General features: G+C 41.6%; 9 protein-coding genes. 6 read left to right on the top strand and 3 right to left on the bottom strand.

The window, feature by feature from the left end; translation table 11 throughout:
- Nucleotides 1–5: 5 nt before the first annotated feature.
- Both bamB and der read left to right on the top strand, forming a co-directional pair.
- Nucleotides 6–1,184, top strand: a complete 1,179-nt coding sequence (bamB, locus tag A391_RS0109480; protein ID WP_019898988.1) for an outer membrane protein assembly factor BamB — start codon at nt 6–8, stop codon at nt 1,182–1,184.
- Nucleotides 1,185–1,287: 103 nt separating this feature from the next.
- A complete protein-coding gene (gene der / locus A391_RS0109475) occupies nt 1,288–2,742 on the top strand; it encodes a ribosome biogenesis GTPase Der (RefSeq protein WP_019898987.1) in 1,455 nt (484 codons plus the stop codon).
- Nucleotides 2,743–2,958: 216 nt separating this feature from the next.
- Here der and A391_RS0109470 read toward each other — a convergent pair whose 3' ends face one another.
- The 3 genes from A391_RS0109470 to A391_RS0109460 form a co-directional block, all read right to left on the bottom strand.
- The gene (locus A391_RS0109470) at nt 2,959–6,033 is read right to left on the bottom strand and encodes a methyl-accepting chemotaxis protein (RefSeq protein WP_019898986.1); all 3,075 of its coding nucleotides are present in this window, start codon (nt 6,031–6,033) and stop codon (nt 2,959–2,961) included.
- Nucleotides 6,034–6,600: 567 nt separating this feature from the next.
- Nucleotides 6,601–6,933: a hypothetical protein gene (locus A391_RS0109465; protein ID WP_019898985.1), complete on the bottom strand. Its 333-nt coding sequence runs from the start codon at nt 6,931–6,933 to the stop codon at nt 6,601–6,603.
- A gap of 31 nt (nt 6,934–6,964) precedes the next feature.
- The gene (locus tag A391_RS0109460; protein ID WP_019898984.1) at nt 6,965–7,768 is read right to left on the bottom strand and encodes an outer membrane protein assembly factor BamD; all 804 of its coding nucleotides are present in this window, start codon (nt 7,766–7,768) and stop codon (nt 6,965–6,967) included.
- Nucleotides 7,769–7,806: 38 nt separating this feature from the next.
- Between A391_RS0109460 and rluD the strand changes: the two genes are divergently transcribed.
- From rluD to rimO, 4 genes are all read left to right on the top strand, one after another.
- Nucleotides 7,807–8,916, top strand: coding sequence for a 23S rRNA pseudouridine(1911/1915/1917) synthase RluD (gene rluD / locus A391_RS0109455; RefSeq protein WP_019898983.1), 1,110 nt, complete (start codon nt 7,807–7,809; stop codon nt 8,914–8,916).
- A 36-nt stretch (nt 8,917–8,952) separates the two neighbouring features.
- Nucleotides 8,953–9,747 carry a peptidoglycan editing factor PgeF gene (gene pgeF / locus A391_RS0109450; protein WP_019898982.1) on the top strand — a complete coding sequence of 265 codons (795 nt, stop codon included), beginning with the start codon at nt 8,953–8,955 and terminating at the stop codon, nt 9,745–9,747.
- A gap of 31 nt (nt 9,748–9,778) precedes the next feature.
- Complete coding sequence (locus A391_RS0109445) at nt 9,779–10,672, top strand: ZIP family metal transporter (protein WP_019898979.1); 894 nt, start codon at nt 9,779–9,781, stop codon at nt 10,670–10,672.
- A gap of 199 nt (nt 10,673–10,871) precedes the next feature.
- A complete protein-coding gene (rimO, locus tag A391_RS0109440) occupies nt 10,872–12,227 on the top strand; it encodes a 30S ribosomal protein S12 methylthiotransferase RimO (RefSeq protein WP_019898978.1) in 1,356 nt (451 codons plus the stop codon).

The following is a 12,227-nucleotide window of genomic DNA, read 5'->3' as shown; positions in this document are numbered from 1 at the left end:
GATTAATGCGTTTTATTAAACAATCAAAACTATTATTGGCTATATTAAGCTTAGCGCTAGTATCTGCTTGTACCACAATTACCGATCTTAAAACCGACTTATCGGAACGAGTATTTGGTCGAGAGTTAGTCGATATAGAGCCTTTGACTGAGTTCGAAGCAAACGCTACTGCAAAAGTGCTTTGGCAGGCAAAACTTGGTTCGGCAGGCAATTATGACTTCTCCCCAGTAGTTGAAGCTGGTTCTGCTTATGCTGCAAGTTCTGAAGGCGACCTAGTAAAGTTAGATGCAGTCAGTGGTAAAGAGCTTTGGCACAACAACGTTGGTGAAAAACTAACAGGTGGTGTAGGTGTAGGCGGTAGTTTAGTAATGGTCGGTACGCAAAAAGGTGCGATCTATGCTTATGATATTGCTGGTAAATTGCAGTGGGTATCTAGGCTTAGCAGTGAGGTGTTAAGCGCACCTAGGTATTATGATGGTTTGGTGATTGTACGCACAGGTGATAGTCGTATTTATGGTATTAACGCAGATGATGGAAGTAGAAAGTGGGTTTATGACCGCACAAGTCCAGCACTGACCTTGCGTAGCAGTGCAGGTATTGTTGTTGATGGTGGCGCGGTGTACGCAGGGTTTGCCGGTGGGAAATTAGCAGCCATTAGAGCCGATAACGGCAAGCTTCTATGGGAGGCATCTGTGGCACAGCCTAAAGGTGTCACTGAGATAGAACGTATTGCAGACATTACCAGCTTACCTATGGTTGACGGCCCGCTAGTGTATGCTGTTGCTTATCAAGGACGTATTGCTGCAGTTGATCGTGCAACAGGTCGGGTGGTATGGAACCGAGATATATCTAGCCTTGCAGGCTTGAGTCATGAAGATGCGCGTATTTATGTGTCTCATGCTATCGGTTCGATTTATGCGCTTGATTATACGACTGGTAAAACTTTCTGGCGCCAAGCTGCACTTAAGAACAGACAGTTGACAGGACCTTTGCCTATGGGTGATCGCGTTGCAGTTGGCGATGTAGAAGGTTATGTTCATTTTCTCAAGCGAGAAGATGGCGCATTTTCTGCCAGAATTAAAATAGATGACACCCCGATTATGCCGCAGATGGTCACTATTAATAGCGACACCTTGCTAGCTCAATCGCGTGATGGCGGATTGTACGCGATTCAAATTAAGTAAAATGATTACCTTAATGTAATCACATTTCATTAGAATTAAAATTAATTAAGCTAATTGATGATTGCATTTATCAATTAGCTTCAATGCTTTATAGAAGGCTCACATGATACCTACCATTGTTTTGGTTGGCCGACCTAACGTCGGCAAATCAACATTATTTAATCGATTAACAAAAAGCCGTGATGCGCTTGTCGCTGACTTACCTGGTTTAACCCGTGATCGTCACTACGGACGCGGCATTGGTGCAAGTCAGCCATATTTAGTTGTCGATACAGGTGGATTTGAACCCAATACAGACAGTGGTATTCTTAAAGCAATGGCGAAGCAAACGCTACAAGCGATTGATGAAGCGGATGCTATCATCTTTTTGGTTGATGGTCGCCAAGGTGTTTCTCCACAAGATATGGAAATCGCTAATCGTTTACGTAAAACTAAGTGTCCAATCTTGTTGGCAGTCAATAAAACTGAAGGGATGCAAAAAGCAGTTGTTAGTGCAGATTTCCACGAACTGGGCTTAGGTTATCCGCTTTCAATTTCATCTGCTCATGGTGAGGGTGTGCGTGACATTATTGAACTTGCCTTAGAGAACTTTAAGGTAATAGAAGATGAGCCCGTTACGGACTATACAGGCGATAAAATTCCTAAAGTAGCGATTGTTGGTCGCCCTAATGTAGGTAAGTCTACTTTGGTAAATGCGTTGCTAGGCGAAGAACGCGTGATTGCATTTGATGAGCCTGGTACTACGCGTGATTCTATTCATATTGATTTAGAAAAGAACGGTAAACACTACACGCTGATTGATACAGCGGGTGTACGTAAACGTGGTCGTGTGTTTGAAGCGATTGAGAAGTTCTCTGTCATTAAAACCATACAAGCAATTGAAGAGGCTAATGTGGTGATTCTTGTGGTGGATGCGCAAGAGGGCATTACAGAACAAGATGCACACGTCGCCGCTTACATTTTAGATGCTGGTCGTGCTTTAGTCGTTGCTATCAATAAATGGGATGGTTTGAAAGACGATGAGCGCGATTGGATTAAACGCGAGATTGACCGTAAGCTGCAGTTCTTAGACTTTGCTGAGTTTCATTACATTTCTGCGTTGCGCAAAAAAGGTCTACCAGAGCTATTTACATCGGTAGACGTGGCGTATAAGGCAGCTTTTGCTAAGCTAGCAACCCCTCAGTTAACCCGTGTTCTGATTGATGCGATGCAGCAGCATCAACCACCAATCAGTAAAGGCATTCGTCCGAAATTACGTTATGCGCATCAGGGCGGCAGTAACCCACCTATTGTGGTGATTCATGGTAGCCATGTGGATGGTGTTAAAGACGCTTATACTCGCTTTTTAGAGAAAACATTCCGTAGAACATTCCAATTATCAGGCACTCCATTACGCGTACAGTATAAACAAGGGCATAATCCGTTTGCTGAGGAAGAGGATAAGCGTAAGTCTGGTGAGGGGATTGTCAGTATGCGTCGTCGCAAGACTGCGCAGCGCGCTGAATTAAAAGCTAAAAAAGAAGTAGAGGATAAGGATCGTCGCGCTAAGAAACATTAGTGCCAAGTTTGACTGATTGATCGCAGGTTTATCTTTTTCAATCGGTCATAGTGTTTGCTTGATTGCTTAATGACATAAACGAATAGTTCGATTGTATCTATTACTTAGCACTTAACGGTCAGATGTCATTTCTTCAATGTTAGATAATTTTAATCATTTTTAAATTGGTCTTTGACGCTAACAACGTTGAGTAAGTTAGCGTCAAAGACACCATGATTAGAACTCTTCCCAGTCGCCATTAGTATCTGATGACTTACTTGAAATCGCCCTGATAGAACTTGCTTGAGGGCGACTTTTCACCACAGATAATGCAATATTATGATGAGTGGGCGTCAGGTTGTTATTGTTACGATGATTACTTTTAGTGTTGTCTAGTTTAAAAGCGCTAATTGCACTAGCTAATTGATTAGCTTGTTCTACTAACGACTCAGCAGCAGCAGCAGCTTGTTCTACTAGTGCTGCATTTTGTTGAGTAGATTCATCCATGCTGGTGACTGCTTCATTGACTAGATCGATTCCAGCAGCTTGTTCAACCGATGCGGCAGCAATCTCACCGATAATGTCTGCCACATGTTTAACTGAAACCACCACTTCCTCCATAGTTTGACCTGCATTTTGAACTAGTGTGGTGCCTTCTGTTGTTTTATTTACTGAGTCAGTAATTAGGTCTTTAATTTCTTTAGCAGCACTTGCTGAGCGTTGTGCTAGGCTACGTACCTCGCCAGCAACTACTGCAAATCCTCGACCTTGTTCACCAGCTCTGGCTGCTTCAACGGCAGCGTTTAGCGCAAGAATGTTAGTTTGGAAGGCGATACCGTCAATCACTGAGATGATATCTTCAATTTTACGAGAACTATCATTGATCGCAATCATTGTAGTCACTACATCTGAAACGACTTTTCCCCCTTTAATTGCAACATCCGAAGCGTTAAGTGCCAGTTGGTTGGCTTGCTTTGCATTTTCCGCATTGTGTTTAACCGTGCTAGCAAGCTCCTCCATACTTGCTGCTGTTTCCTCTAGACTAGATGCTTGCTGCTCGGTACGGCTTGAAAGATCATTATTACCTGTTGATATTTCGTTGGCCGCAGTGGTAATCGTTTCAATCGCGTCTTTTACCGCTACGATAGGTTCTACAATTGTTTCAAGTGTAGCATTCACGCCTTCTACCACTTTACGGAAGTCACCTTGGTGTTGGCTTGCATCTGCACGAGCGCTGATACGTCCTTCTGTCGCTGCATCAGCTAACATATTAGCATCACTCACTAGGCGATTCACTGCGTCAATACAAGTGTTAAGGTTATTCTTAATAACATTAAAATCACCATTGTATTGTTCATTGATGTGCGTAGGAATGTCCCCCTTTGAAATACGATCAACATATTGAGCGGCCATGTTGAGAGGGTTGACGACAGAATCTAAGGTGTTGTTAACTCCCTCTACAATTTTACGGAAGTCACCTTGGTGTCGATTGGTATCCGCACGAGTAGAAAGTTGTCCTTTCTCTGCGGCTTCAGCTAGTAAGGCAGTATCTGTAATCATTGCATTAACAGCATCAATACATTGGTTCAGATTATTTTTAATTGCGTTAAAGTCACCATTGTAAGTGTCTGTAATTTTTGTAGGGATATTACCCTTTGCAATGTTATCAACATATTGAGCTGCCATATTTAATGGGTTGATAACGGCATCTAATGTGTTATTGATTCCTTGAACAATTTTACCGAAATCCCCTTGATGCCGACCTGCATTAGCACGTGTTGACAGCTCACCCTGAATTGCAGCGCTGACAAGTACATTAGTATCAACAACGAGCGCGTTAATATTCGCTCTTACTTGTTCAACTGCGTTATTAACAAATGCTTTCTTACCGGGAAATTTTTCTAATTGCGGAGTTAAGTCACCTTCACCAAAGGCTTTAACAACAGCAATCGCCTTTTTATTCATTTCAATATGGTCAGCCACCATTTTGTTAATGCCTACTGCCATTTCAGCATAGACGCCATTAAACTCTTGTGCATTTAGCGTCGCGTCAATTTCACCAGCATGATGTTGTTGGCTAACATTTTGCATAGCATCAATCAGGTTTTTAATGGTTTGCTCCAAGCTGTAAGCGGAGCGCATTACATCACCCATTTCATCACGACTAAAGGCTTTTTCACTTTTGTGTTGCGCTACCTTTCCTTGCGCTAGATTATTCATTAAATTTTTTGCTTCACTTGTTGCTTGGATGATGCTTTTAGCGATAATGAATAACATGATGCAAACAACTGCTATCGTTATAGCAGCTAAAATCAACACCATTAACAATTGCTCTTCTTGATGCATTAGACGTTGAGCTAGTAGACTATTAAGTAAACTGCTTAATTGATCATATGCTTGGTAACCCTCGTTAATTGATTTTGTGGCATTATCAAAATAGACTTTTGAGTCTAAATTAATCGCTTCTGTTTCAATAATTTCTTTTTTTACTAGTGAGTTTAGCTCTGAAATTGATTGATGCAGTGTGCTCATGACAGGTTTAATTTGGTCATAAGTGCTTTGGTAATTTTTAAGCACCAACATGTCATGCTCATAACTCTTAAGAGATGCTTCCACCTGGTTGGATAATATCGAGAGTTTTAGTTTTTCGTCATTAGTTGCAAATTGCCTAGAGGCAACACCAGCACCTAAACCACGAATCTTTGCCATGTTCTCTACAACGTTGATTGTTCTTAGGTAAACAATGTCCACTAAATAATAAGTGTCAATTTCAGGATCTAAAGTGAGTGTACTTGAATCAGCTACTTGTAAAGAGAACTCAAGTAGTTGGTTAATTAAATTAGTATGTTCTTCAAAGCTGTCTTTTGGTGAAATTTCTAAAGACTTTGTTTTTGTTAGATCCCAATTAGATTTTATTTTATTCCAGTCTTTTTTTATTTTATTCCAGTTGTCTGTTGTGTGGAATTGAGCACCAAGTTCACTGTCGATTGTGTCAATCTTTAAAATCAAGTCTGCAGATTTCTTTTCATTGGCATCAATTTTTTCCGCAAAACTCACATTACCAGATAGGTAAGAGTTAGACATGCCACGGTGAACTTGCACATTCTCAATAAAATTGCGCAATGGATTTAAATAAGTAATACCTTGAAGTTCTGTTTGTGTGATTCTTTTGTCTGAGTTTAATCGATCGATATTGATAAACAGTAAAACCAGTAAAGGCAAAATTGTAATCAAACCGAGTAGTGTGAATTTTCTTTTATAGCTTAAATTGTTTAACAAATTGCTAATTTTAAAAGAGCTCACTTTGTTCATAGTTATTATCCTCAACCTAAATTTATTGATATAGCGAGCGATAGAAGTCAATTATTTGTACAACTAAGCCGCTAGTTTCCATAGGAGTAACTCATAACACTCTGGTTATGAATATTGCTTTACAAGACCTATTCCCACGTTGGAATAAATTTGACTGTGTGGATTGATAACACAGTCCGAACTCCCCCTCGTTGGGGAGCGGGTTAAAACTTAAATTGATATTAGCTAGATTAAGCCTAAGCTAACTGCGCCGTTGCAGATAGAAAATGTGCTTGGTAGCCGTTCATCCCTAATTAAAAGAATTAAAAGTTAGTGCCGAAACGAAAGTTTATGTAACAACTTTAGATTACTTTAGAGTGAATTTTAAATTCGACAAAACTCACTCTAATAGACTAATACCGCAATTAAACACAATTCATTCATGAATAGCAATCATTCTGAGATTTTTGAAAATTCAGCTAGTCTAGTAGCGAGTCGGAGTTAAGATTGGGGTGGGGATATCGTGGGTGTGGAATTTACAAAAAGCGTTTGTGTGGACAGCAGTTTTAGCGCTAAATATGGCTGATACTACAAATTAGGGTGTTGTTCTAGTTTTTTATTTTCTTTAGGTAGCTCGTAAGGGTCTGCAACATAAGCAGGCCCTTTCATGATAATGACGACAATACAGCCAATTGCAATCGCGCCAACAAAGAACCAAACACTAAAAAGTACGCCAAGTAATTGATAAATAACTCGCTGTTGATCTGGAGTAATAATTTCGTTACCTACATAAATCATTAGCATTGGTATGCAGGCTATTGCTGTTCCAATGCTAAAAATCAGGGGTAACTTTTTGAATAATATCCACTCTATGCCTGATGGCGTTCTAATGAATCCTGGTAATTTATTCAAGTACTTCATTTAACAATGGATAGTTTTAATACTAATTAGTTCAGTATAAACTTTCCCAGAATTTCCACCATACGCGCTCGTCATCAGGTACACCTCTGCCAAGCATCGCGCTATCTGGATAGTTGGTTTTGAGGATTCTCAACGTATCATTTTTCAAATCTTCTACACCCATTAAATCATAGGCGCTAATCATAATCACTAGCGCTTCTTCAATATGTGGTGATTGTGGATAATATTCTAGAACATACTTAGTACGATTCACTGCTGCTACATATGCTTGACGCTTCATGTAGTAGCGCGCAACGTGTAGCTCGTGGTCGGCTAGGCTATTCGCCAGATATACCATACGTTGCGTTGCATCTTTAACATAACGGCTTTTTGGATAACGAGTCACTAACTCTTTAAAGGTAGCGAATGAGTCTTTTAATGCACGAGGGTCACGGTCACTTACCTGTTGCTTGGTTAGTTTTTCAATAATCCCGCGCTCGTTAAATACAGCCAGCCCTTTTAGGTAATAAGCATAATCTACGTTTGGATGATTTGGATGAAGCTTAATAAAGCGGTCAGCCGCTGCGACTGCTGAAATAGGGTCTTGTTTTTTATAATGAGCGTATGCAGTTTCAAGTTGGGCCTGAGTAGCAAATCGGCCATGCGGATAGCGAGACTCTAGCTTTTGAAAGTAAACAAGCGCTTTGTCGTAGTCTTTTTCTTGCATTTTTGTCGCACCTTCTTGATAGATGCGTTCAGCGGTCCAGCCTTTTGTGTCATCAAGCTCAGTAGGTGCGCCAAAGATTGCACAACCACTGAGTAGGAAGGTAAAAGCCAAAATTGAGATATACTTCATGCAAAACCACCTTTAAGAATTTCTCACAATTATAACCGATGACAGACGCTACTCAACAATCTCTTAATAACCTAATTCCACTGACCATTTCATCAGATTTGGGCGGCTTGCGCCTAGATGTCGCTTTACAACGTCTTCTGCCTGAACATTCACGCTCAAGGCTACAGGCTTGGATAAAATCTGGATTGGTCACGGTAGATGGTCAACCTAGTACTTCAAAAACTAAGGTGTGGGGAGGCGAGAAGGTGTTGGTTGATGTGCAGGTTAAACCCGAGACCTATGCATTTACTGCGCAGGATATCCCACTTGATATTGTTTATGAAGATGAGCACATATTAGTTGTGAATAAACCTGCTGGCATGGTTGTACATCCAGCCGCTGGTAATTGGGAAGGTACATTGCTAAATGCTTTACTGTTCCATGCACCGCAATTACACGATGTGCCGCGTGCAGGTATTGTGCATCGTTTAGATAAAGAGACGAGTGGTTTGTTAGTTGTGGCTAAAACATTAAGTGCACAAACTAATTTGGTACGCCAATTACAAGCGCGCACAGTTAAACGTGAGTATCGTGCCATTGTTTGGGGGCAATTATGGCGTAATGGTGTAGTTGATCAGCCGCTTGGTCGTGATCCACGCTCTCGTACAAAAATGGCCATTAACAGAATGGGTAAGCCTGCAGTAACACGCTATGAAATATTAGAGCGTTTTTCTGTGCAAACTTATCTACGTTGTAACTTGGAAACTGGCCGCACTCACCAGATTCGCGTGCATATGCAGCATCTAAAAGCACCCTTGGTTGGTGATCCTGTTTATGGTTTCCGTGGCATTGTGCCGATTCGCGCGATGACGCAAACGTTGCGTGACGCAGTGAGTCAGTTTAACCGTCAGGCTTTGCACGCAATCAAGCTGGGCTTGGTTCATCCCGCTACTAATGAATTTATGGAGTGGCAAATCGAGTTGGCTGATGATATGAAAGTATTGTTAGAAGCCATGCGTCATGAAGATGTTCGTGATGATGAGGAAGATTTTGAATTAAGCATGGAGCCTTATCTTTCTGATGAGGACTATGAATATGATGATGAAGACCTGTTTGACGACGGCGACGAGGAAGATGATGCTGATCTTGATTTAGAAGATGACGCTTAACTTTTATCACGTTTAATTCTAGTCTCTGGATTAACCATGACAAATCTTGCACCTATTACATTCATTACCCCAAATTGGCCTGCACCGACTAACGTGAAGGCGTTACAAACAACACGTCTTGGTGGTGTAAGTGTTGGACCGTATTCGAATCTGAATTTGGGTGCTCATGTACAGGACGATCCCATGGCGGTTGCAAAAAATCGTCAATTATTGAGCCCATATTTGCCAAGTGAGCCAGTTTGGGTAAATCAGGTGCATGGTGTGGATGTGATTGATGCTGCTACTAGCACTTGCCTGCAAAATGCGGATGCATCATTGACGACAAAGCCAAATGTTGTGTGTGTCACGATGACGGCGGACTGTTTGCCAGTGCTACTTTGTGATAAAAAAGGTACAGTGGTTGCTGCCGTGCATGCTGGCTGGAGAGGCTTATGTGATGGTGTGATAGAGGCTGCCGTTAATAAAATGCATGTATCGCCCAGTGATGTATTGGTATGGTTAGGCCCTGCTATTGGTCCAGATGCATTTGAAGTAGGTAGTGATGTTCGTGAACAATTTATTGAAAAAGATAGCCAAGCAGCGTTGGCGTTTAAATCGATCAACAATCAAGATTCAAAAGGTAAATGGCTTTGTAATCTATATCTAATTGCACAGCAGCGACTTAATAACATTGGCGTGACGCAAGTATATGGTGCCAGTGTAAATGAAGACTTTTGTACTTACACAGATGAGGCTCGCTTTTTCTCTTTTAGACGCGATAACGTGACAGGACGTATGGCAAGCATGATTTGGTTTGAATCAAACACTGATATGACGGCGGCTCGGTTATAATAGCGCTCTTTCATATATAAAAAAGTGTTGCATGACAATTCCAGAGTTACCCATTCTTGCATGGATCATCATTTCTAGCTTTATCGGTGGGGTGTTGAGCGTATCTTTAGCGGCATTGTTTGCATTAAGCTTACGTACTGCTTGGATTCCTATGCTCGTTAGCTATGCAATTGGTGCAATGTTGGGTGCGGTCTTTTTAGAAATTCTTCCACATGCTTTTAGTGAAGCGAGTAGTATAGAAAGTATCTCTGCAACGCTATTATTTGGGTTGCTACTGTTCTTTGTGCTAGAGAAATTGGTGATTTGGCGACATTGCCATGGTGATCATTGTGAAGTGCATGCCATTCATAGCGAAGAAAACTGTCCATTAACGCACCCTCAACCTGATGCAGGTAGCACTAAGTACAAGGCGGCATCTAGAGCAAAAGCACCATCATTAATGCAAGTGCACACGCATGCACACCATCAACATGACAGCGGTCGTAGTGGCATGATGATTATGATTGGCGATACTTTTCATAACTTTGTGGATGGTGTGCTAATTGCAGCAGCATTTTTAGTGGATGTTAAATTAGGCGTGGTCACCGCTCTTGCGATTATTTCACATGAGATTCCACAAGAGGTGGGTGACTTTTTAATATTATTACACTCAGGTTATAGTAAAAAACAGGCGCTGATTTTTAATTTAGTATCTAGCTTGGCAACTTTGGTTGGCGGCCTAATTGCTTATTTTGCACTGCAATATGTGATGAGTTGGATTCCCTACATTTTAGGGTTAGCAGCTGCAAGCATGTTATATGTGGCGGTGGCTGATTTAATTCCTAGCTTACATAAACGTACCGAACTAAAAGCGACATTGAGTCAGGTATTACTCATCGCGTTGGGGGTCGGTACCATCCTGTTGGTGGGTCATTTCATCCATTGATTGCTTGTTCTGGTGGTGGCGGCGATGTTTTACACCAAGCAACCACAGTAGCAGCGCACAGGGTAACAGGCCATAAAATATAAATGTAAGCAATCCTGCTGTGACTGATTTTTCAGTGGCGGCCATTAAAATTACAACATACATCCAAGCAATCGCAATAATATACATTTGAATTAATTTTTAAGATTTATAGGTTTTTATGACAATGAGTACTACACGCAAAAATTCCACGCCTAAAGTAGGCTTTGTATCGTTAGGTTGCCCTAAAGCTGGTTCAGACGCAGAGCGTATTCTCACCCAATTGCGCGCAGAAGGCTACGAAATTTCTGGTAGTTATGATGAAGCCGATTTGGTGGTGGTCAATACCTGTGGTTTTATAGATAGTGCTGTTGAAGAGTCATTAGATGCTATCGGTGAAGCCATTAACAAAAATGGTAAAGTCATTGTGACTGGTTGTTTAGGTGCCAAAAAGGGAGTTGTTGAAGCTGCTCACCCTAGTGTTCTAGCGGTAACAGGTCCGCATGCGCTAGAAGAAGTGATGACTGCCGTACATGCCAATCTGCCAAAGCCCCATGAGCCATTTATTGACCTAGTGCCACCACAAGGTGTAAGACTTACCCCTCAGCATTATGCTTATCTTAAAATTTCTGAAGGCTGTAACCACCGTTGTAGTTTCTGTATTATTCCTAGCATGCGTGGTGACTTGGTCAGTCGCCCGATTGGTGAAGTACTTAACGAAGCTGAGAATCTAGTCAATGCTGGCGTGAGTGAAATTTTAGTGATTTCACAAGATACTTCAGCGTATGGTGTTGATGTTAAATATCGTCCAGGTTTCTGGAATGGACGTCCAGTGAAAACACGTATGACAGAACTGACACAAGCATTGAGTGAGCTTGGTGTTTGGGTACGCCTTCATTATGTTTACCCATATCCACATGTTGATGAAGTGATTCCATTAATGGCAGATGGCCTGATTTTGCCTTATCTTGATGTGCCATTCCAGCACGCTAGCCCACGTATATTAAAAGCGATGAAACGTCCGGCTAGCAGTGAAAATAACTTAGCACGCATTAAAGCGTGGCGTGAAATCTGTCCTGATATTACGATTAGAAGCACTTTTATTGCCGGATTCCCTGGTGAAACAGAAGATGACTTCAAGCAGTTGCTAGACTTTATGGAGGAGGCGCAGTTGGATAGAGTAGGCTGTTTCGCTTATTCCGCTGTGGACGGTGCGGTAGCGAATGCCTTGCCAGACCAAGTGCCAGAAGAGATCAAACAAGAACGCCTAAGCCGTTTTATGGAAGTGCAGGAACGAATTAGTGCAGCTAAAGTACACGCAAAAATTGGCAGTATTCAAACTGTGCTTGTAGATGAGATCGTGACCGATGTTGAAGGTAATATCGAAGCTATCGGCCGTACTAAAGCAGATGCACCAGAGATTGATGGTGTTGTCTATTTAGAAGATGCTGAAGGTTTAACGCCGGGTGACTTTGTGGAAGTGGAAATTTACAGTGCAGATGGTCATGATCTAAGAGGCGGACCTCCACGTAGCTAA

Source organism: Methylotenera mobilis 13, from assembly GCF_000384255.1.
Classification (GTDB): Bacteria; Pseudomonadota; Gammaproteobacteria; order Burkholderiales; family Methylophilaceae; genus Methylotenera; species Methylotenera mobilis_B.
Note: the sequence above shows the minus strand (reverse complement) of the source record. Positions and strands in the feature narration are given on the sequence as shown.

What these genes read in the sequence shown, in the direction of transcription:
- bamB (WP_019898988.1), top strand. Translation starts at nt 6, where the DNA reads ATGCGTTTTATTAAACAATCAAAACTATTATTGGCTATATTAAGCTTA.
- der (WP_019898987.1), top strand. Translation starts at nt 1,288, where the DNA reads ATGATACCTACCATTGTTTTGGTTGGCCGACCTAACGTCGGCAAATCA.
- A391_RS0109470 (WP_019898986.1), bottom strand. Translation starts at nt 6,033, where the DNA reads ATGAACAAAGTGAGCTCTTTTAAAATTAGCAATTTGTTAAACAATTTA.
- A391_RS0109465 (WP_019898985.1), bottom strand. Translation starts at nt 6,933, where the DNA reads ATGAAGTACTTGAATAAATTACCAGGATTCATTAGAACGCCATCAGGC.
- A391_RS0109460 (WP_019898984.1), bottom strand. Translation starts at nt 7,768, where the DNA reads ATGAAGTATATCTCAATTTTGGCTTTTACCTTCCTACTCAGTGGTTGT.
- rluD (WP_019898983.1), top strand. Translation starts at nt 7,807, where the DNA reads ATGACAGACGCTACTCAACAATCTCTTAATAACCTAATTCCACTGACC.
- pgeF (WP_019898982.1), top strand. Translation starts at nt 8,953, where the DNA reads ATGACAAATCTTGCACCTATTACATTCATTACCCCAAATTGGCCTGCA.
- A391_RS0109445 (WP_019898979.1), top strand. Translation starts at nt 9,779, where the DNA reads ATGACAATTCCAGAGTTACCCATTCTTGCATGGATCATCATTTCTAGC.
- rimO (WP_019898978.1), top strand. Translation starts at nt 10,872, where the DNA reads ATGACAATGAGTACTACACGCAAAAATTCCACGCCTAAAGTAGGCTTT.